Source organism: Sphingobium abikonense NBRC 16140 (genome assembly GCF_001598335.1).
GTDB classification, from domain to species: domain Bacteria; phylum Pseudomonadota; class Alphaproteobacteria; order Sphingomonadales; family Sphingomonadaceae; genus Sphingobium; species Sphingobium abikonense.
The window spans coordinates 116,001-136,543 of the sequence record NZ_BCYT01000006.1; the positions used below are offsets into that span (position 1 = coordinate 116,001).

Consider the following 20,543-nt stretch of genomic DNA (forward strand, 5'->3'; position numbering starts at 1 on the left):
AAATGATCCGCGCAAGGTCCAACGCTGCGCTGCAACATAATCTAACAAAATCGAAATGCGAATTTGGGCGAAACACTATCTCAGCTACGCACTGGCGTTCTATCCTTCTTTGTGAGGGAAATCCCGCGCCTGTGTGCGCGGGCCTTCCAAACGCCGGTCCAGCGCCATGCGAACGCGATCCGCCAGTTCCTCCCGGCGGTAGGGTTTGCCGATGACGTCCAGCGACGTGCCGCGGGGAATATCGGCAACCAGATCTTCATTATAGCCGGTGGTCATGAGAACCGGGATGTCCGGGGCCAACTCAACAAATTTCTCGACCAGTTCCAGACCGCTCATCCCGCCCGGCATGACGATGTCGGTGAACAAGAGGTCGATCTTCTGCTTGTCCCACAGCTCCAGTGCCTCTTCGCCGCTGCTCGCCAACACGAGCTTATAGCCCAGTGCGCTCAGCTGTTCAGCGGCCAGCGCGCGGACATCATCGCTGTCCTCGACCAGCAGGATGGTCTCGGTGCCTTGAGCTGACGCGCGCCGCATCGCGCTTGGGAGGGCAGGGGGAGAGAAACGGTCGGCCTCGCCGATCGCCACCGGGAACAGCATCCGGATGGTCGTCCCCTCGCCCGCCACCGAGTCCAGCTCCAGCCGACCGAGAGATTGCTGCACGAAGCCATGCACCATCGCCAGGCCAAGGCCGGTGCCGCGATCCTGCCCCTTGGTCGTGAAGAAAGGCTCAGTGGCGCGGCGGCGGACATCTTCACTCATGCCGGTGCCTTCGTCGCTGATGCTCAGCATTACATAATCGCCCTCGGGCAATTGGTGCGCCGCTGCATTGCCGTTTAGCTTCCATAATTCCGTCGCGATGGTGACGGTGCCGCCATCGGGCATGGCGTCGCGGGCATTGAGCAGCACGTTGAGCAACGCCATTTCCAGATGGGAAGGGTCGATCTGCACGTCGGGCAGCCGTCGCTCCAGCGCCGTGACCAGCCGGATCTGCGCGCCGACGGTGTTGTCTATGAGATCGCCAAATTCATGGATCAGGTCATTAAGGTTGATCCGCTTGGGTTCGAGCCGCGTCTTGCGCGCAAAGGCGAGCAACTGCCGCGTCAGCTTTGTGCCGCGGTCGGTGGCCCGCGCGGCGTTGGTCAGCAACCGGCGCTGCCGGTCGTCCAGATCTCCTGTCAGGACAAGCTCGATATTGCCCGTGACGATCTGGAGCAAATTGTTGAAATCATGGGCCAGACCGGCGGTTAGCTGGCCGATGGCCTCCATCTTCTGCGCCTGACGGAAGGATTGTTCGGATGACCGTCGTCGCGTGACGTCCAGCTGACTGGCGAAGAAATAAATGAGGTCGCCATGATCGTCGAATACGGGTGCAATGAAGACGGCGTTCCAGAAGGCGGTGCCATCGCGCTTATAGTTCAGGATTTCGAGTGAAATCGCCTCACGGTGCTTCACCGCTTCGCGCAGGTCCGATACCGCCCCACGGTCCGTGTCGGCCCCTTGCAGGAACCGGCAGTTGCGGCCGACGATTTCGCTTTCTTCATAACCCGTCAGGTCCAGAAAGGCCTTGTTGGCGAACACGATCGGATTGTCGTCCTGCCGTGGATCGGTGAGGATCATCGGCATGCGCGTCATTTGCAACGCTGCGAAGAAGACCGTACCCCGTTGTTCCAGGCCCGGTTCGGCTATTGTGGACCGCTTCCAATGATGGGTCGGCCTGTTGCCTGTGGGGCTGAAAGATGTCGGATCGGGCAGATCGCCTGCAGGCTCGCCGGAAGCCTGCGACCCATTTTCATCTGTCCGTTCGTCGTGCACCTGAAACCCCTCTGTCGTGACGCACCTACAATCATCGGCTGCGCCTTCGGGTTCCTGCCCCGTCATGTTGCGATGTTCAAGGGGCCGATGCGACAGCGCTTTCAGCCCAGAGTTCGGCGCAGCAATTCGAGCGTCCGAGCCCAGGCCAGGTCGGCGGCGGCCTTGTCGAAGCGCGGCGTGGTATCATTGTTGAACCCATGTTCGACGCCATCATAGACAAAGGCCTGATAGCGAACCCCGGCCTTGCCGAGCGCCGCTTTGTAATCGGGCCATGTCGCGTTGATGCGCGCGTCATTGCCGGCATGATGGATCAGTAATTCCGCCTTGATGTTCGGTACATCCTCCAGCGGCGGCGGGCTGCCATAAAATGGGATCGCCGCTTTGAGGCCGGGCAGGCGGGTTGCGAGCAGATTGGCGATGCCGCCGCCAAAACAGAATCCGATCGCCGCCAGTTGGCCATTGCCGCCCGCCATTCCTTGCGTGTGATTGGCGGCCGCGACGAAGTCCTCGCCAATCTTGGTGCGATCCAATGTCGCAAACATCTCCCGCGCCTTGTCCTCGTCCCCCGGATAGCCGCCCAGTGTCGTCAGCGCGTCAGGGGCGACAGCCATGAAGCCTTCCAGCGCAAGCCGCCGCGCAATATCCTCGATATGCGGGTTCAGTCCGCGATTCTCATGGGCCACGACGACAACCGGAAGCGCCGCGTCTGCCTTGTCAGCCGGTCGGGCGACATAGGCGCGGATTCTGCCGTAGCCCTGCGGAGATTCCACCTCTATCCAGCGTGTGTCAACGTGCGGATCGTCCGCCGCAATAACCTGCCCGCGCGCGAAGTCGGGGCTGAGCGCCGCCAGCACCGCTGTGGCCGACACCATGCCACCGACATGGGTCGCGCATTGAGTAAGAAAGCCTCGACGGTCCAGCGACCCATGAACATAGGCGTCGAACAGGTCCAGCACCTTGCGCGGAAAGTCCTTGGCCTGCTTGGCGACCTTCCCGTCAAATTCCGTCATGTCATCCTCCCTGGTGCCCGCGATTTGGTCCTTTGTGGGTCATGATCAGGCCTGACCCAAGCAAAATCGTGCCGGGTAGTGCGTCTCAAGCTGGCACCGGCCGATGCACGGGCCTATTGGCGGCCATGTCCCCCAATCGACACAGGATCCGCATCGCCTATGACCATCGCGCCATCGCCCCGCTCCATTGGCCCCTTCACCGTTTCGGCGATCGGCCTTGGCTGTATGAATCTGAGCCACGCCTATCTGCCCCGCCCCGATCCGCGCGACGCTGAACGGCTGTTGCGGTATGCGCTCGACAAAGGCGTCGACTTTTTCGACACCGCCGCGCTTTACGGTTTCGGCGCCAATGAGGAATTGCTGGGGCGCACGCTGATGGATCGGCGCGGCGACTTCGTGCTGGCCAGCAAATGTGTATTGGGCGGCAAGGGTGGGCAGCGCGGCCTGGATGGATCACCCGATGCCATCGCGGCAACGCTGGAAGATTCGCTGCGCCGCCTGTGCGTCGACTATATCGATCTCTATTATTTGCACCGGCTTGATCCAAATGTGCCGATCGAGGAGTCGGTCGGTGCGCTGGCTCGAGCGGTCGACGCCGGCAAGATCGGCGCGATCGGCCTGTCCGAAATGTCGGCTGCGACCTTGCGGCGCGCTCATGCGGTCCATCCCATTGCCGCAATGCAGACGGAATATTCTCCCTGGACCCGTAATGCCGAAGTCGCCGTGCTCGATGCCTGCGTCGCACTCGGCGTCGGGTTCGTGGCCTTTTCCCCTTTGGCGCGCGGCGTGCTTGCTGGGGGCGTCGGTCCCGGTGGCGTGGATGAAGCGGATATCCGGCACGCCATGCCCCGCTTCCAACCCCCGCACCTCGACCATAATCTGGGCCTGGCAGCCCGGTTTCGCACAATCGCGCAAGCGGCGGGATGCACCATGGCGCAACTCAGCCTGGCCTGGGTCCTGTCCCGCCGCCCGAACATCGTGGCGATCCCCGGCACGACCAGCACCGCGCATCTTGATGAGGACCTGGCGACGCTGACGCTGGATATCCCCACCGACGCGCTGGCGGCGGTCGATGCACTGTTCACGTTCGAAGCTGTTTCGGGTCCTCGCTACGCCAAGGGCCCCCAGGCACAGATCGACACGGAAACCTGGGATGGTGAACCATTGGAGTGACAGGATAGCCCAGCGACTGACCCGTCAGCGCGAAGGGGCCACCATCTGGTCCGCTAATTCCCGGATCGTTTCGGTAAAACGGCGCAACCCTTCGCTATCCTTGATTCTTCCGCGTACGGCCGGATCGGCGATCAGGCCGACGCGCCGCCGCTGGTCGAAACCCGCGAGCGCCGGCATCGCTATGCCTGCCTGTGCGAAGCAGCGCGGCATGACGGTGATGCCGAGCCCTGCCTTGACGAAGGCGACCGCGCGCGCATCGTCGGCGGTGCGCGCCGCAAAGAAGGGGCGCACGCCCCGCCGAGTGAAGAATCGGCTGACATGGGGCAACGCCTCGCAGTTGCGCCTTACGATCATTTCTGCGGCGGCGACCTGCTCAGCGTTCAATGTCGCTTGACCGGCTAGTGGGTGGTCGGCTGCCATTGCAAGCGCGTAGCCTTCCTCAAACAGCATGTCGGCGTCGTCCGCCGTGCTATCGAGAACGCCCAGCGCAACGTCGATCCGCCCGCGTTCGAGCCGGGGCATCAGGTCGCGCATCCGCCCTTCGACGATTTCGATGCGTTCGCCATCAACGGAACAGGCGGCACGGGTCGCCGCCTCCACCCAAGGCCCCGGCAGGGTCGATACCAGACCGATCCGCACCAGCTTGCCGGGCTGTTCCATCGCCATCGCCTGCGTTGCGCGGGAAAATTCGGCCTCGATGCGTCTTGCATGAACCGCAAAGGCGGCGCCCGCGCTGGTCAGTTCGACGCGGCGGTTTGTCCGGTGAAACAGGACATGGCCGACCAGTGCTTCCAGCTTGGCGATCCCCACCGACAAGGTCGGCTGCGACACGCGGCATTGCTGGGCCGCGCGCGAGAAATTACCATGATCCATCACCGCCAGAAAATAGTGGATCAGATAGCGTTCGATCATAGACGTCATCTATGCTGTGCATATGGCGGCGTCAATTTCTCAGCGGGATCGCCAGATGCTATGTCGGCGTTCAAAGCAGATACCAAGGAGAGGCCCGTGACGCCCGATTTCGATTTTGCGCTTGGCGACAATGCCGACATGATCCGCGACACCACGGCACGTTTCGCCGCTGACAAGATTGCTCCGCTCGCCGCGCGCATCGACGCGGCAGATTGGTTTCCCCGCGATGAACTCTGGCCCGCCATGGGGGAACTGGGCCTGCATGGCATCACGGTCGAGGAAGAGTGGGGTGGCCTTGGCCTTGGCTATCTGGAGCATGTCATCGCCTGCGAGGAAGTGAGCCGCGCATCGGCCTCCATCGGCCTTAGCTATGGCGCGCATTCCAACCTATGCGTCAACCAGATCCGCCGCTGGGGCAATGACGATCAAAAGGCCAAATATCTGCCGAAGTTGATCTCTGGCGAGCATGTCGGCAGCCTCGCCATGTCGGAGGCCGGCGCCGGGTCAGACGTCGTCTCCATGAAGCTCAAGGCGCGCGAAACCGACAGCGGCTATGTTCTGGACGGCACAAAATATTGGATCACCAATGCCCCCTACGCCGATACGCTAGTCGTCTATGCCAAGACCGGCGAAGGCAGCCGCGGCATCACTGCCTTCCTGATCGAAAAGGGCATGCCCGGCTTTTCGATCGGGCAGAAGATCGACAAGGTCGGCATGCGCGGCTCGCCGACAGCCGAACTGGTGTTCGACGGCTGTGAAGTGCCCCACGACAATATCATGGGTCCGCTCAACGGTGGCGTAGGCGTGCTGATGAGCGGCCTTGACTATGAGCGCGCGGTGCTGGCGGGTATTCAGCTTGGCCTCATGCAGGCCTGTCTCGACACGGTCATCCCCTATGTCCGCGAACGCAAGCAGTTCGGGCAGCCGATCGGCGGCTTCCAGCTGATGCAGGCAAAGGTCGCGGACATGTATGTCGCGCTCAATTCCGCTCGCGCCTATGTCTATGCCGTCGCCGGGAGCTGTGACGCTGGCAAGACCACGCGCTTTGACGCAGCGGGCGCGATCCTGCTGGCGAGCGAAAATGCGGTTCGGGTCTCGCTCGAAGCGGTGCAGGCGCTGGGCGGCGCGGGCTATACGAAAGACTGGCCGGTCGAACGCTATATGCGCGACGCAAAGCTGCTGGACATCGGCGCTGGCACCAATGAAGTGCGCCGCATGCTGATCGGTCGCGAACTGATCGGCAACGGCCAATGAGCGGCCCCGTCATCGAAACCGCGCTATCGCCCGATAGCGCTGGCTTTGCCGACAATGCTGCGCACAACCGCGCGCTTGCCGATCAGTTGCGTGTGGATGTGGCCGCAGCGGCGATGGGCGGGGGCCGGGCGGCGCGGGACAAGCATGTCGGCCGGGGCAAGCTTCTGCCCCGCGACCGGGTGGAAAATCTCCTCGATGCGGGCAGTCCCTTTCTCGAAATCGGCCAGCTTGCCGCCAATGGTCTTTATGGTGGCGACGTTGCCGGGGCCGGCATCGTCGCGGGTATCGGCCGGGTCCATGGCCGGCAGGTGATGATCGCCGCCAATGATGCGACGGTGAAGGGTGGCACCTATTTCCCGATGACGGTGAAGAAGCATTTGCGCGCGCAGGAAATTGCGCTCGAAAACAATCTTCCCTGTATCTATCTGGTCGACAGCGGTGGCGCGAACCTGCCGCACCAGGCGGACGTGTTTCCCGACCGCGATCATTTCGGCCGCATCTTCTATAATCAGGCGCAAATGTCGGCGCGCGGCATCCCGCAGATTGCCTGCGTCATGGGCAGTTGCACCGCCGGCGGCGCCTATGTACCGGCCATGTGCGACGAAAGCGTCATCGTCCGCAACCAGGGCACGATCTTTCTGGCTGGCCCGCCGCTTGTGCAGGCGGCGACCGGTGAAGTCATCAGTGCCGAGGATCTGGGCGGCGGCGACCTCCATGGTCGCAAGTCCGGCGTCGTCGATCATGTCGCCGACGATGACGATCATGCACTCAGCATCGTGCGCGACATCGTATCGACCCTGGCTCCGCAGCCGACGCCGGGGGTCAACCTGCGCGATCCGGTGCCGCCGCTCCACGATCCCGCCGAGCTATACGGCATCGTGCCACAGGATGTGCGCGCACCTTATGATGTGCGCGAAGTCATCGCCCGCATCGTCGACGGCAGCGAATTTCACGAGTTCAAGGCGCTGTACGGAACCACCCTGGTCTGCGGCTTTGCCCATATCTGGGGCATGCCGGTCGCGATTCTCGCCAATAATGGCGTGCTGTTCAGCGAAAGCGCGGTCAAGGGCGCGCATTTCATCGAACTGGCCTGTCAGCGCCGTATTCCGCTGCTGTTCCTCCAGAATATCTCGGGCTTCATGGTCGGCGGTCGCTACGAAGCCGAAGGGATTGCCAAACATGGCGCCAAGCTCGTCACCGCTGTCGCCACAGCAAGCGTTCCGAAGATCACCGTGTTGATCGGCGGCAGTTTCGGCGCGGGCAATTACGGCATGTGCGGCCGCGCCTATGGGCCACGCTTCCTCTTCACCTGGCCCAATAGCCGGATTTCCGTGATGGGTGGGGAGCAGGCGGCATCGGTGCTGGCCACCGTTCACCGCGATGCGGGGCGATGGACGCCGCAAGAAGCCGAAGCCTTCAAGGACCCGGTCCGGCGCAAATATGAGGATGAAGGCAATCCTTGGTATGCCACAGCGCGGCTGTGGGATGACGGAATCATCGATCCCGCCCAGACCCGCGATGTCCTTGGCCTTGCCTTTGCCGCCACGCTCAACGCTCCCATGGCCGAACGCCCTTCGTTCGGCGTTTTCCGGATGTAATGGCCATGATCCGCACTCTTCTTATCGCCAATCGCGGCGAGATCGCCTGCCGCATCATCCGCACCGCGCGTCGGCTCGGCATTCGCACCATCGCCGTCTATTCCGACGCGGACGCCCAGGCGCTCCATGTTGCAACGGCGGACCAAGCCATTCGCATCGGTCCCGCGCCGGTACGGGAAAGCTATTTGCTGGGTGATCGCATCATCGCGGTCGCGCGTGACGCTGGCGCGGATGCGATCCATCCGGGTTATGGCTTCCTGTCGGAAAATGCGGCCTTCGCGCAGGCCGTGATGGACGCAGGCCTTGTCTGGGTCGGCCCCGACCCGTCCAGCATCACCGCCATGGGCCTCAAGGACGCGGCCAAGGCGTTGATGGCCGATGCTGGTGTGCCCGTGACGCCAGGATATCTGGGGGAGGATCAGGATCCTGCGCATCTGGCGAAGGAAGCCGCGCAGATCGGGTACCCCGTGCTGATCAAGGCGGTGGCCGGCGGCGGGGGCAAGGGGATGCGGCTGGTCGACCGGGCCGAGGAGTTTGCAGACGCGCTGCTGTCCTGCCAGCGCGAGGCGGCGTCTTCGTTCGGCAATGACCATGTTCTCATTGAAAAATATATTCAGCGCCCCCGTCATATAGAGGTGCAGATATTCGGCGATCGCCACGGCAATATCGTCCATCTGTTCGAACGCGATTGCTCGCTTCAGCGCCGCCACCAGAAGGTGATCGAGGAAGCACCCGCGCCCGGCATGGACCCGGACACGCGGGAAGCCTTGTGTGCCGCGGCCGTTCGCGCGGCCAAAGCAGTCGATTATGTCGGTGCTGGCACCATCGAGTTCATCGCCGACGCGTCCGCAGGACTGCGGGCGGACCGTATCTGGTTCATGGAAATGAACACCCGTCTTCAGGTCGAACATCCTGTGACCGAAGCCATTACCGGCCAGGATCTGGTCGAATGGCAATTGCGCGTGGCGTCGGGCGAGCCGCTGCCGCGCTCGCAGGATCAACTGTCCATATCCGGCTGGGCGATGGAAGCGCGCCTTTATGCCGAAGACCCCGCCAAGGGCTTCCTGCCTTCGATCGGTCGCCTCGACGCTTTCGATTTGGGCGACAGCGTCCGTGTAGACACCGGCGTGGTTCAGGGCGCCACCATATCCCCCTTCTACGATCCCATGATCGCCAAGATGATCGCGCATGGCGACACCCGTAACGCCGCGCGCATCGCCTTGGCCGATGCGCTCGACCGGTCTGTGGTCTGGCCGCTCCGCACCAATGCGGGCTTCTTAGTCAAGGCATTGCACAACCCGGACTTCGCCGCAGGGGAGGTCGACACCGGGCTGATCGCGCGGGAAGGCGAAGGGCTGATGCCCGCGACCTTGCCTGGCACTGCTGCCCTGGCGCGCGCCGCTGCATCCGTGGGTGGCGCGGGCACGCTTGCAGGTTTTCGCCTCAATGCCCCTGCGCACAGCACCGCCCGCATTCTCGTCGACGGACATAGCGTGGACGCGGAGGTACGGGCATCAGGAACGACGCCAACCCGGACGCCGCTCGCCCGCCTGCTCGTTACCGAACAGGGACGCAGCTGGCAGATCACGCCATGGCGCGCTGTCGGCGCGGGCGCGGCCGCGGCGGGCGACGGTGCGATTCTGGCCCCCATGCCCGGCCGTATCATCGCCGTTGATGTAGCGCGTGGCGACGTTGTGGCGAAGGGCCAGAAACTGGTGACATTGGAAGCGATGAAAATGGAGCATGGCCTGACCGCTCCTTTTGAAGGCACGGTCGACGACCTACCGCATGAGGAAGGCGCGCAGGTGCAGGAGGGCACCTTGCTGGTGCGTATAATGCCCAAGGAGAATACAGCATGAGCGGGCGCTATTTCGATGAGTGGCAGGTGGGCGATCGGATCGATCATCCCATCCGTCGCACCGTGACGGAAACCGACAATCTGCTATTCTCGACCATGACCCATAACCCGCAGCCGCTGCACATCGATGCAGAGGCAGCGCGAGCGAGCGAATTTGGTCAGATTCTCGTCAACGGCACCTTCACCTTCTCGCTAATGATCGGCTTGTCGGTCGGCGAGACAACGCTCGGCACGTTGGTGGCCAATTTGGGCTATGATAAGCTCGTCATGCCCAAACCCGTATTCATCGGCGACACGATGCGCGCCACAAGCGAAATCGTCGAACTGCGCGATAGCAAATCCCGGCCTGATGCAGGGCTGGTGACGTTCCGTCACAAACTGCTCAATCAGCGGGACGACGTCGTTTGCCAATGCCTGCGCACTGCGCTTCTCCACCGGCGGCCGGCATGAGAATGCGCTCTTTGTTGTTCGTTCCGGGGGACCGCCCGGAGCGTTTTGCCAAAGCAGGAGACAGCGGCGCGGACGCCATCATCCTCGATCTGGAAGATAGCGTCGCGCCCAAGGCCAAGGACAAGGCGCGAACGGCGGTAGCTGACTATCTGGCGACGCCATCCCCAATTCTTCGGTTGGTCCGTATCAATCCCCTGGATAGCGGGATGTTGACTGACGACCTGGCATGTCTGACAGGCTGTGACGGCGTCATGCTGCCCAAAAGCGAGAGTGCCAAAACGGTCGGCGCGCTCGCCGCGCGCCTGGCTCCGGATGTCAAAATCCTGCCGATCGCCACGGAAACGCCGCGCGCCGTGTTCGGTCTTGCCAGCTATGGCGAGGTATCCGATCGCCTTTGCGGTCTCACCTGGGGCGCAGAGGATCTGCCGGCCGCGATTGGTGCGGTCAGTAGTCGCCGTGATGATGGTCGCTATACCAACCCCTATCAAATGGCGCGCAATCTTACCCTGTTCGGTGCGCATGCGGCCGGGGTTGCCGCGATCGAAACCGTCTATCCCTCTATCCGGGACGACGTAGGGCTGGAGGCTTACGCTGCGCGCGGCGCATATGACGGATTCACCGGCATGATGGCGCTCCATCCCGTGCAGGTGCCGATCATCAATGCCGCCTTCACGCCGTCCGCAGAGCAAGTAAAACATGCTCGTGCGGTCATTGATGCTTTTGCCCAATCCCCCGATGCGGGGGTTCTGTTATTAGACGGCCGCATGATCGATGCGCCGCATCTTCTGCAGGCACGCAGGCTGCTGGCTCGCGCGGGTCTGGATTAATTACGCGCTTCTGTCCCCTTCGTTGTCGGGAACAGCGTTAATCAAGCCTGCGCCACCGCTGGTCGATCGCCAAGTAACCACTCTCAAAACCCCCTGCCTGGGCAAGCGCATTCCAGTCGGGCACCTGGACGTCGCGGCCTTGAACCAATAACAAGCCTTGCTGACGTAGCGCGCGGATGACGCGGTTCATGTGCACCGGCGTGATGCCCAGGGCGTCGGCCATCTGGGACTGAATAACAGGCAGTTGGAACGCCGTGCGGTGTCCCAGCCCGGCGATTTCGATCCGCAACCCCAATTCGCAGAACAGGTGCGCCGTGCGCATCAGGGCGTCGCGCCGCCCGATGTTCACCACCCATTGCGACAGGATGGATGCGTCCGCAACGCAGTCGCGCCAAAAGGCTTCGGCGACCGCTGGATAGGCATGAACAATGTGCAACATCTTGTGATGGGGCACCTTCAGCAAAACCAGGCGGCTGGACAAGGCCTGCAACGCCCATTCGACCTTGGGAAGCATCAACGAATATAGATCGCACATATCGCCTGGGATGTACACGGCCGTGATCTGCCGCGTACCGTCGGGCAGTTGGCCAAATCGCGCCGCCATACCTGATATGATCAAGCAGCAGAAATCCGTCAGTTCCCCTGGCCGCACAATGTCGCGATGAGGAGCATATTCAACTTCCTGTCCTTCCAACTCCAACACCGCGCGCCGTTCTTCCTCGTTAAGGCACGACCGTTCGGACAGTTTTCGGACGAACAAATTAAGCGATTGATGGGCAGACATAGATGTGGCTCCGAAAGCTGCTTTTACCGCAGGGGCTACATCACTGCAAACGCGACCGACATAGCGGCGTTAGCGTGCGAAACAGACACAATCGCCAAATTGCACGACTTTCAATATGGTTCCATCCGCGTCGGTAATCTCTACGCGATGATTAAGGTTGATCGGGTGGCCATGTCGGACATGTTCGGCGATAACGTCGCGCGCATTTCTGATCGCTTCTCGCTCCGCCATATCCAGGTCAGCAAATTCCTGCCCCTCTTCATCCAAGACATCATCGTCATTAAAGAGATGAAGGTGATAGACGGTCATGGCTATCCACAATATCCGATGTTTTAGTCGGTTCTGGACCGATCAGGCAGGTCGGCCCCGGTGCCTGTCGAGATACGCCTTGACCGCACCTATGTTGTGTCCCACCCGTTCGATCGCTTCTTCCAGCGCCGCCCTGCTGGTCCCCAAATATTGCGTCCAATATTGGGTATCGACCGCGCGCTCACACCAGACATGCTTCATATCTCGCGGCAAGAAGGGCGGCTGCGCCTTGTCTTCTGATGTCTTGAACGTCATGGTTCAGCTTCCCGGCTCGACATTGACCAGCGGCGCCAATTGATCGATGTCCTCGGCTGCGTCCTGAACCTCGTCGGCATCCTGATCGCGCTGCAGATGGGTATAATGACCCCTAGATTTCTCGTCATCGTGCATGCCGCACCTCCTGACGGGATAAGCAACTTAAAGGCTTGCCCTGTTCCATCCATAATTAACCTGGGTGGAAGCCGAGCATCATTTCACAGCCCTTGAACGCCGGTTCAAGCAACCTGAGGCACGACCGGACGCATTTTTGACGTTTGAAAACATATGTGAATCCGAGTTGGTGCGTTGTTCGCTAGATTGACGGTTCGGGGGGCTTTTCCAGGAGAAGCCCATGTTGAGCCAAATAGCGCCGAGCGATGATCTGGTCTTCTTCCGTCCGCATCAGTTTTTAGCGCGGGAGAATGAGCGACCTGAGGCTTTGTACGAAATCTTGGAAGGCTGGGCTTGTCGCCATCGCCTGCTTTCCGATGGACGCCGCCAGATTACTGCGCTTTATCTGCCCGGGGACCATTGCGACGCGATATGGCCGCTGTCGGATGTTTGTCGTGATGCTGTGGTTACCCTCACGAATGTTCGCGCCGTGCGACGGCCACTGGGCGACATACATACCCTAGATCGGCCCAAGGGCATGGGAGCGCAGTTAGCGGAAAGTATTGAGAGACAGTCGGGCTGGCTGGTAAGCTTGGGTCGCAAGACCGCGGTCGAAAGGCTCGCGCATCTTCTGCTGGAATTGTTCGAGCGCATGCGCCGGGCAGGGCTGGCCTATGGGCAGCAATGCGCGCTTCCGCTGACGCAGACGGACATTGCCGATGCCACGGGTCTGACGGCGGTTCACGTCAACCGCACGCTTCAATCCATGCGCGCCAAAGGTGTCTTGGAATTCCATTCCAAATGGCTTCGCATTCCCGACTTGGGTGCGCTGCGTGACCTTGCGGCGCTGGGACCTCATGATCAGGTGTAAACGCGCGGACGTAAATATTTACAGTGATTTAGCTTATGTTAGCGTCGGTACGGCCTGGCCTGACGCAAGGTGACGTGCCGATTGTCGCCGGAACCTTGATCCCGGCCGGCAGAGGCATCAGTGAACAGCGCGACCAAGATGACAGGGCATGACAATAACAGGGAATGGATGCCACGAGGGGCCAAGGGGATGGCCTCAGCATAGATGGTCGGGCGCGGCCCGGCGCTACCGCACGATCGGCGGGGCGGGCATTTGCGAAGCCGATCATATATCTTTTGCTACGCTCCGCCACTGCGCAACCGCTACTGCATGATGGCGGATAATCAGGCGCTCGCGCCGCTCGTCGAGCGGCTGGGAGGACGCGCGCCGCTTTCCGTGGACGATCGGAAGGCCTTGCTGGCGCTACCCCATCAGGAACGGCTGGTCGGTCCCGGCGGCTATGTCGTCGAGGAAGGTGAAGTGATGATAGGCTGGCATGTCCAGTTGTCGGGGGTTGCACATCGCCATCGCATCTCGGCTGATGGGATGCGCCATATAGTCGGCATGCATGGGCCCGGGGACTTTCTGAACCTGCCTGTAACCCCGCCCGCGACGTCGGAGGATTTCGTTCAGGCGCTTACGCGCGTTCGCGTGGCGGTCGTGCAGACGGAGGATGTTCTGGCGCTTAGCCAGGGGCGTATCGGCATCTTTCGGGCTATCTGCGGTGAAATAGCTGCTGATATATCTATTTACAGGGCGTGGATTTCCAACGTTGGGCGGCGGGAAGCACGGGCGCGGATAGCTTATTTGTTATGTGAGCTGGTGATGCGCAGCCATCCTGGCGGGGGCGCGGATGGCTGTTCGATTACCCTCCCAATGTCGCAGGTGGAGATAGCCGACGCCACCGGCATAACCACGGTTCACGTCAATCGCACGCTCCGGGCAATGCAGGCGCAAGGGATCATCCGTCGGCACCGCCGCAATATTTACATCCCCGACTGGCGCGCCCTCACCCGGATCGCAGAATTTCGTCCGGCGCCCTGGGCCAGCCGTATGGTCGATGATCGTTTCCTGCCTTAAGTTGATCGTCTCGTAGCAGGACCCAGAGCGTCTGCTAGTTCGTCCAGCCAAACGCGAGCATTGCCGTCCGATGGCGCGCGCCAGTCGCCGCGTGGAGATAGCGCGCCTGCCGCGGATATTTTGGGTCCATTGGGCATGGCGGAACGTTTGAATTGGCTGATCGTGAAGAAGCGATAGAGGAAGTTATCGAGCCAACGGCGTATTGTCGCCAGGTCATAGCTCACCTTTGCCGCTTCGGGATAGGCGGGGGGCCAGCTTCCCTTGCGTTTGTCGCGCCAGGCGTGCCACGCTAGGAATGCGACCTTGGACGGCGGCAATCCCTCACGAACAATATGGTGCAGGAAAAAATCGTTGAGCGCATAGGGCCCAACCCGGTCTTCTGTGCTTTGCATGCCACCCTGCGCATCGGCTGGGACCAGCTCTGGCGAAATTTCGGTATTCAATATATCGTCCAATATCACCGCGGCGGCTTCGTCGAACTGGTTGGTCGCGATGCACCAGCGTATGAGAAACTGGATCAGCGTCTTGGGTACGCCGCTATTGACGGCATAATGACTCATTTGATCGCCGACGCCGTAAGTGCACCAGCCCAAAGCCATTTCGCTCAGGTCGCCTGTACCCACGACAAAGCCGCCATGCTGGTTTGCCAGTCGAAACAGATAGTCGGTCCGCAGCCCCGCCTGCACATTTTCAAAGGTCACATCGTAAACGGGTTCGCCATGTGCAAAGGGATGCTGCATATCTGTCAGCATCTGTCGCGCCGCCGGCCGGATATCGATCTCTTCGGCCGTGATGCCAAGAGCCCGCATGAGCGACCAGGCATTGTCTTTGGTCCGCTCACTCGTTGCAAATCCGGGCATGGTGTAACCCAGGATCGTCGATCGAGGCAGCGCCATCCGGTCGCAAGCCTTGGCCGCGACGATGAGCGCATGGGTGGAATCCAACCCTCCCGAAATGCCGATGACCAGATGTCGACCTGCCGTGGCACGATAACGCGTAACCAGACCCTCAACCTGGATATTGAAGGCCTCGTAACAATCGGCATCGAGCTGTCGCGGATCGGCCGGAACGAAAGGGAAGCGACGAAGGGCGCGATGCAATCCACGCTCGTCGTCATAAGCGTTGAGAGGAAAACCAATGCGGCGGAAGCGTTGATCCGGGTGGCTTGCCGCCATCCGGCTGTCGTTGAACGTCCCGTTGCGCATTCGCTCCAGCCGCAAGCGCTGCAGGTCGACGTCGGCATAGAGCAATTCGGGCGTATCGTCGAAGCGCGTGGACTGTGCGACCAGTTCGCCCATTTCGTGCACCATTGCTTGCCCGTCCCAGGCGAGGTCGGTGGTGCTCTCTCCTGCGCCGGCCGCCGAATAGGCGTAGGCGGCGATACACCGCGCCGACTGCGATGCCGACAACAATTCCCTGTCGCGCGCCTTGCCAATCGTGATGTTGGACGCTGATAGATTGCACAGGACCAGCGCCCCCGCGAGCGCGCCCATGGTGGAAGGCGGAAGCGGTGCCCAATAATCTTCGCAGATTTCGACATGGACGATGAAATCGCGCAGTCCCTGCGCGACGAACAGCAGGTCCGTGCCGAACGGGACGCACGCACCAGCCACATCAATTTCCTGCCCGATAATCCCGGCGCCTGGCGCAAACCACCGCTTTTCGTAATATTCTCGATAGTTGGGGAGAAAGCTTTTTGGCACCACGCCAAGCAATTTGCCCCCGGCGATCATCAGCGCGCAGTTATAAATCTGCCCGCCGCGACGGACAGGCGCGCCGATCACCATGGCGGGCAGCGCTTCGCTTTCCCCAACGATTCGGCCAATTTCCTGTTCGACACGTTGCAGCAGCGCATCTTGCAGATGCAAGTCATCAATCGCGTAGGATGAAAGGCTGAGCTCAGGAAAAAGGACTAGGTCCGCCGTCTGATCCGCCGCCCTGCGGGCCAGCATCAGGATCTGATCGGCATTGGCGGCGACGTCACCTACTGACCCCTTGGGCGTGGCCGCGGCAAGACGAACCATATCATGGCTGCGCAAGCGCAAAAATCTTTCAAGGCTGGTCAACGGCTTCCCTCATCATTTGCAGCGCGACGCGCACGGATCCTATCCTCACAGGAACACGACCAATAGCGCCGAAATGCGATACATGGCGGCGGAGAAGTCCGCCCCGCCGCATGCAAGCGAAGTAGACAAGGCCGTCCTCCTGACCGTCCGGCGCCGCTCCGGCATAGCCCGTGACGGCAAGCGCCACATCGGCGTTTGAATAGTCGAGTGCGCCGCGCACCATCGCTTCGGCGATTTGTTCGCTCACAGCACCATGTTCCGCCAATTGTTCCTGACGGACGCCCAGCATCGCGCACTTGGCCTCCTTGTTATAGGTGACAAAGGCCCGGTCGAAAGCATGGCTGGCACCCTCCACATCGGTTAGGAGGGAAGCGATTAGGCCGCCGGTGCAGCTTTCGGCCGTCGCCAGTGTCAGCCCCGCCTTGCAACAGGCTTCGAGCAGGGCTGCCGCATTCCTTTCGACGTCTTCAGGCAAAAGGGGTGACAGCGTTTTAGCCTTACCGTCACGGGAATTGGGATGATCACCCATGCTCGATACCTACCTCCAAATCATCCACCGCGCGCCGTCTTTGGTTCAGATCATGACGCGCTGCTTCGCCTGAAACGAACGTCTGGGCGATCCTGTTCGCGGCCCGACGTCCTGGCCCACTGACGCATGTTAAGGATGGTCCGCTTTCTGAGCTTTTAGCGCGCCGGCAAGGAACAGGCCGGCGCCTTCGGCCGCTTGACCGCTATAGCTTTGAGCAAGGAGCCGGAAGCATGGGCACGGACCTCACAGATATTCAGCATCGGGATGCACCAGTCACCACATCGAAAGATTCAGATCGGGCCGCGGCCGCCGCTGAAGAAATTCGTGCGCCCAAGGGTGACAGCCTGGTCGGCAAGACCGTCACGATCAACCGCCCGCGCCAAGAGCTTTACGACTATTGGCGCGCGCTGGCGCAACTGCCTGAATTCATGGAAAATGTGGAGCGGGTCGAACCGATGGGCGGCAATCGCTACCGCTGGACGGTGAAAGCGCCGGCAGGTCGCACTGTAGAATGGGTTGCCGCCGTCACTGAGGACAGGCCGGGTGCAGTTATCGCCTGGACCTCGGAAGAAGATGCGGACGTCGCCAACAGCGGTCGCGTCGAATTTCGCGATGCGCCGGGCGGCCGCGGCACCTGGGTTACGGCGACGCTTCTCTACGATCCGCCTGCAGGCATCGTGGGTAAAGTGATTGCGAAGCTGTTTCAGCGTGAGCCGGCGATCCAGGTTCGCCGCGATCTTCGCCGGTTCAAGCAATTGATGGAAACGGGGGAGGTGGCAACCGGCGCTTGGACTCAGGCGCAACGGGCCGAGGAGATGAACTGATGCGCGCACTGACATGGCATGGCAAGCATGACGTCCGCGTCGATAGCGTCCCCGATCCCGAAATCGTGAACCCGCGCGATGCGATCATCCGCATTACCTCGACGGCGATCTGCGGGTCCGACCTGCACCTTTATGACGGCTATATTCCCTCGATGAAGGCGGGAGATATATTGGGTCACGAGTTCATGGGCGAAGTGGTGGAAACCGGTTCCGGCTCTACCTTGCGCAAAGGGCAGCGCGTCGTCGTGCCCTTCACGATCTCTTGCGGGTCGTGCTTTCATTGTTCGAAGCACCAATACTCCGCCTGCGATAATGGTTTGCCCGCCGACAATCAGGATATCGCCCAGGCCGCCTATGGACAGCCGATGGCCGGCCTGTTTGGTTACAGCCACATGACCGGCGGCTATGCCGGCGGGCAGGCTGAATATGTCCGTGTGCCTTTTTCCGATGTCGGGCCCATCGTCATCCCGGACGGAGTGGAGGACGACAAGGTCCTGTTCCTGTCGGATATCCTGCCGACAGGATGGCAGGCTGCCGAATATGCGCAGATAGAACCGGGCGATACGGTTGCTGTCTGGGGTTGCGGCCCGGTCGGGCTTTTCGCCGTCCAGTCCGCCTTCTTGATGGGGGCGGAGCGCGTGATTGCAATCGACCATTTCCCCCATCGGCTTGAACTGGCGAAGCGCTTCGGCGCCGAAACGATCAATTTTGAAGAGACAAAGACTTATGAAGCGCTGCTGGAAATGACCGGCGGCATCGGGCCCGACGCCTGCATAGACGCGGTCGGGCTGGAAGCGCATGGTTTCTTCGCCGACAATGTATGGGACCAGATCAAGGTCTCAACCTTCACGGGTACGGATCGAACCCATTCGATCCGCCAGGCGATCCTGGCCTGTCGCAAGGGCGGGCGGGTGTCCATGCCCGCCGTCTATGGTGGCTTTGTGGACAAATTTCCGCTTGGCGCATTCATGGAAAAGGGGCTGACCCTGAAGACTGGCCAGACTCATGTGCAGCATTATCTGCCCGGGCTCCTCAATGCGATCATGGAGGGCAAGATAGACACCACCTTCCTCATTTCGCACCGCATGCCGCTCGAACAGGCGGCCGAGGGCTATCGCATGTTTCATGACAAGCAGAATGAAGTGACCAAGGTCGTGTTGAAACCCGGCATGGACCTGTCTCAGGCCGCTTGAAAGAGAGGAAAAGCAGAATGAAAATGACACCCCTGATCCTGACGCTGCCAGTCCTCGCGCTGGCTGCGTGTCAGCAGCAGCCCGCTGGCGAAACCGCTGCTGCCGGCAATGCGGCAATGCCGGGTGGTGACGCCATGATGATGGCCGGCAATAATGCCAGCGTGATGATGCCGAACGCCTCGGTCGCCGCGCCTACCGACGCGGCCGGCTATGTTGCCCAGGCGGGCGCTGCCGACCTGTTCGAAATCGAATCTTCGAAGATCGCGCTGGAAAAGAGCCAGAATAAGGCTGTGCGCGCTTTCGCGCAGATGATGATCGACCAGCACCAAAAGTCGACCGCCGACATCAAGGCCGCCGCTCAAAAGGCGGGCGTCACTGTGCAGCCGCCCGCGCTGATGGCCGACCAGCAGCAGATACTTGAGGAGATCAAGACCGCGGACGCCGGTAACTTCGACAGCGTCTATGTGCGAAACCAACGGATGGCTCATAACGCCGCATTGGCGCTGCATCAGGGCTATGCCCGTAACGGCGACACCCCTGCACTCAAGGAGACTGCCAGCGCCGTTGCCAAAGTGGTGCAGGAGCATATCGACCATTTCGCCAGCCTGACCACAGCATGACGCAAATCATGAAACCCTTTGCGATCATCACCGGCGCATCGACCGGCATCGGGTTGGAACTGGCGAAAATCGCGGCGCGGGAGGGGTATGACCTGCTCGTCGTTGCAGACGAACCGCAGATCGACGCGGCTGCCGACGCGCTTCGGCAGCATGGTGGCGACGTCCGATCGGTTCAGGCCGACCTTGCCACTTTGCAAGGCGTCGACCAATTGATCCAGGCGGCGGGCGGTCGTTCGGTGGATCTACTCTGCGCCAATGCGGGAACCGGCACGGGACATGCTTTTCTGGAACAGGATGTTGCCCAGTGGCGACGCTCGATCGACACTAATATCACCGGCACCGTCTATCTGTTGCAGAGGACGCTGCGACAAATGGTCGAGCGAAACGCGGGCAAAGTCCTGATTACCGGATCTATCGCCGGCTTTATCCCCGGCAGTTTCAACGCCGTGTATAACAGCACAAAGTCCTTCATTAACAATTTCGCCGATGCGATCCGTGACGAACTCAAGGATGCAGAGGGCGTGACGATCACGACGCTGATGCCGGGCGCGACCGATACCCAATTCTTCGCCCGCGCCGGCATGCTCGATACCGAGGTGGGTACCCGCGAAAAAGCGGATCCGGCCAAAGTCGCGCAGGATGGTTGGGATGCGTTGATGGCGGGCAAGGCGCATATTGTTTCCGGATGGAAGAACAAGGTTCAGGCAGCCGCCGCGCATGTGACGCCCGCATCGATCCTCGCAGATCAGCACCGGAGCATGGCAGAGCCGGGCAGCGCCGACGAGGAGTAGGAGAGGGCATGATGACGAACAAGAAAGTCGACAATGGGGACATGGCAAAAACGCCGGAAGGCCCCCTGAAAGATCCGCTGCCCGGGCATGAGCAGGCCGACACCCGCACGTCGGGTGGCCAACCGCCCGAACAGGTCGAGGACCGTCCGATGGTCGGCAAAGTCAGGCCGGAGGATTATCCCGAGCGCGCGGGATAAGCAGAGTGTCGCATCCTCAATGAACGCAAAGTCGTTA

Annotated in this window: 22 protein-coding genes; 13 read left to right on the plus strand and 9 right to left on the minus strand. The window is 61.2% G+C overall.

Features of this window, described 5'->3' with window-relative positions:
* Positions 1-99: 99 nt before the first annotated feature.
* Together SAB01S_RS09210 and SAB01S_RS09215 are read right to left on the minus strand one after the other, a co-directional pair.
* Positions 100-1,878, minus strand: a complete 1,779-nt coding sequence (locus SAB01S_RS09210) for a histidine kinase famiy protein (protein WP_245646436.1) — start codon at positions 1,876-1,878, stop codon at positions 100-102.
* Positions 1,879-1,913: 35 nt separating this feature from the next.
* A complete protein-coding gene (locus SAB01S_RS09215) occupies positions 1,914-2,822 on the minus strand; it encodes a dienelactone hydrolase family protein (protein ID WP_062732745.1) in 909 nt (302 codons plus the stop codon).
* Between the two features lie 159 nt (positions 2,823-2,981).
* On the opposite strand from SAB01S_RS09215, the gene SAB01S_RS09220 reads away from it, so the two are divergent.
* Positions 2,982-3,995 carry an aldo/keto reductase gene (locus tag SAB01S_RS09220; RefSeq protein WP_062732746.1) on the plus strand — a complete coding sequence of 338 codons (1,014 nt, stop codon included), beginning with the start codon at positions 2,982-2,984 and terminating at the stop codon, positions 3,993-3,995.
* A gap of 24 nt (positions 3,996-4,019) precedes the next feature.
* On the opposite strand, the gene SAB01S_RS09225 is transcribed toward SAB01S_RS09220, so the two are convergent.
* Positions 4,020-4,907, minus strand: a complete 888-nt coding sequence (locus SAB01S_RS09225) for a LysR family transcriptional regulator (protein ID WP_062732747.1) — start codon at positions 4,905-4,907, stop codon at positions 4,020-4,022.
* Positions 4,908-4,967: 60 nt separating this feature from the next.
* Between SAB01S_RS09225 and SAB01S_RS09230 the strand changes: the two genes are divergently transcribed.
* The 5 genes from SAB01S_RS09230 to SAB01S_RS09250 are packed head-to-tail and all read left to right on the plus strand — an operon-like array spanning position 4,968 to position 10,894.
* Positions 4,968-6,161, plus strand: a complete 1,194-nt coding sequence (locus SAB01S_RS09230; protein WP_062732748.1) for an acyl-CoA dehydrogenase family protein — start codon at positions 4,968-4,970, stop codon at positions 6,159-6,161.
* Complete coding sequence (locus tag SAB01S_RS09235; protein WP_062732749.1) at positions 6,158-7,759, plus strand: carboxyl transferase domain-containing protein; 1,602 nt, start codon at positions 6,158-6,160, stop codon at positions 7,757-7,759. The genes SAB01S_RS09230 and SAB01S_RS09235 overlap by 4 nt, the downstream gene beginning before the upstream one ends.
* Before the next feature lie 5 nt (positions 7,760-7,764).
* The gene (locus tag SAB01S_RS09240) at positions 7,765-9,618 is read left to right on the plus strand and encodes an acetyl/propionyl/methylcrotonyl-CoA carboxylase subunit alpha (protein ID WP_062732855.1); all 1,854 of its coding nucleotides are present in this window, start codon (positions 7,765-7,767) and stop codon (positions 9,616-9,618) included.
* Positions 9,615-10,067 (plus strand): MaoC family dehydratase, encoded by a 453-nt coding sequence (locus SAB01S_RS09245; protein WP_062732750.1) that lies wholly within the window; start codon positions 9,615-9,617, stop codon positions 10,065-10,067. The genes SAB01S_RS09240 and SAB01S_RS09245 overlap by 4 nt, the downstream gene beginning before the upstream one ends.
* Positions 10,064-10,894 (plus strand): HpcH/HpaI aldolase/citrate lyase family protein, encoded by an 831-nt coding sequence (locus SAB01S_RS09250; RefSeq protein ID WP_062732751.1) that lies wholly within the window; start codon positions 10,064-10,066, stop codon positions 10,892-10,894. The genes SAB01S_RS09245 and SAB01S_RS09250 overlap by 4 nt, the downstream gene beginning before the upstream one ends.
* Before the next feature lie 37 nt (positions 10,895-10,931).
* On the opposite strand, the gene SAB01S_RS09255 is transcribed toward SAB01S_RS09250, so the two are convergent.
* From SAB01S_RS09255 to SAB01S_RS18975, 4 genes are all read right to left on the minus strand, one after another.
* Positions 10,932-11,678: a Crp/Fnr family transcriptional regulator gene (locus SAB01S_RS09255; RefSeq protein WP_062732752.1), complete on the minus strand. Its 747-nt coding sequence runs from the start codon at positions 11,676-11,678 to the stop codon at positions 10,932-10,934.
* 69 nt (positions 11,679-11,747) lie between these two features.
* Complete coding sequence (locus tag SAB01S_RS18085) at positions 11,748-11,987, minus strand: DUF6894 family protein (protein ID WP_083951256.1); 240 nt, start codon at positions 11,985-11,987, stop codon at positions 11,748-11,750.
* Between the two features lie 42 nt (positions 11,988-12,029).
* Positions 12,030-12,242, minus strand: a complete 213-nt coding sequence (locus tag SAB01S_RS09265) for a DUF3606 domain-containing protein (RefSeq protein ID WP_062732754.1) — start codon at positions 12,240-12,242, stop codon at positions 12,030-12,032.
* A 3-nt stretch (positions 12,243-12,245) separates the two neighbouring features.
* Positions 12,246-12,377, minus strand: coding sequence for a hypothetical protein (locus SAB01S_RS18975; protein ID WP_281179042.1), 132 nt, complete (start codon positions 12,375-12,377; stop codon positions 12,246-12,248).
* 220 nt (positions 12,378-12,597) lie between these two features.
* Here SAB01S_RS18975 and SAB01S_RS09270 point away from each other — a divergent pair, with 220 nt between their 5' ends.
* Together SAB01S_RS09270 and SAB01S_RS09275 are read left to right on the plus strand one after the other, a co-directional pair.
* The gene (locus SAB01S_RS09270; protein ID WP_062732755.1) at positions 12,598-13,227 is read left to right on the plus strand and encodes a Crp/Fnr family transcriptional regulator; all 630 of its coding nucleotides are present in this window, start codon (positions 12,598-12,600) and stop codon (positions 13,225-13,227) included.
* Between the two features lie 309 nt (positions 13,228-13,536).
* Positions 13,537-14,286, plus strand: a complete 750-nt coding sequence (locus SAB01S_RS09275) for a Crp/Fnr family transcriptional regulator (RefSeq protein ID WP_062732756.1) — start codon at positions 13,537-13,539, stop codon at positions 14,284-14,286.
* Here the strand turns inward: SAB01S_RS09275 and SAB01S_RS09280 are convergent.
* Positions 14,283-16,325 (minus strand): NAD(+) synthase, encoded by a 2,043-nt coding sequence (locus SAB01S_RS09280; protein WP_439646664.1) that lies wholly within the window; start codon positions 16,323-16,325, stop codon positions 14,283-14,285. The two genes, SAB01S_RS09275 and SAB01S_RS09280, sit on opposite strands and share 4 nt — an antisense overlap.
* A 13-nt stretch (positions 16,326-16,338) precedes the next feature.
* On the minus strand, positions 16,339-16,881 hold the full coding sequence (locus tag SAB01S_RS09285; RefSeq protein WP_062732758.1) for a CinA family protein: 543 nt from the start codon (positions 16,879-16,881) through the stop codon (positions 16,339-16,341).
* A 230-nt stretch (positions 16,882-17,111) separates the two neighbouring features.
* On the opposite strand from SAB01S_RS09285, the gene SAB01S_RS09290 reads away from it, so the two are divergent.
* Genes SAB01S_RS09290 through SAB01S_RS09310 form a run of 5 tightly spaced genes read left to right on the plus strand, consistent with a single transcriptional unit; the run spans position 17,112 to position 20,506 of the window.
* Positions 17,112-17,705 (plus strand): SRPBCC family protein, encoded by a 594-nt coding sequence (locus tag SAB01S_RS09290; protein WP_062732759.1) that lies wholly within the window; start codon positions 17,112-17,114, stop codon positions 17,703-17,705.
* Positions 17,705-18,898, plus strand: a complete 1,194-nt coding sequence (locus tag SAB01S_RS09295) for a zinc-dependent alcohol dehydrogenase (RefSeq protein WP_062732760.1) — start codon at positions 17,705-17,707, stop codon at positions 18,896-18,898. The genes SAB01S_RS09290 and SAB01S_RS09295 overlap by 1 nt, the downstream gene beginning before the upstream one ends.
* 17 nt (positions 18,899-18,915) lie before the next feature.
* Positions 18,916-19,518, plus strand: coding sequence for a DUF4142 domain-containing protein (locus tag SAB01S_RS09300; protein WP_062732761.1), 603 nt, complete (start codon positions 18,916-18,918; stop codon positions 19,516-19,518).
* An 8-nt stretch (positions 19,519-19,526) separates the two neighbouring features.
* Positions 19,527-20,309 carry an SDR family NAD(P)-dependent oxidoreductase gene (locus SAB01S_RS09305; RefSeq protein WP_062732856.1) on the plus strand — a complete coding sequence of 261 codons (783 nt, stop codon included), beginning with the start codon at positions 19,527-19,529 and terminating at the stop codon, positions 20,307-20,309.
* Between the two features lie 8 nt (positions 20,310-20,317).
* Entirely contained in the window at positions 20,318-20,506 is a 189-nt protein-coding gene (locus tag SAB01S_RS09310) for a hypothetical protein (RefSeq protein WP_083951262.1), read from the plus strand.
* Positions 20,507-20,543: the final 37 nt, after the last annotated feature.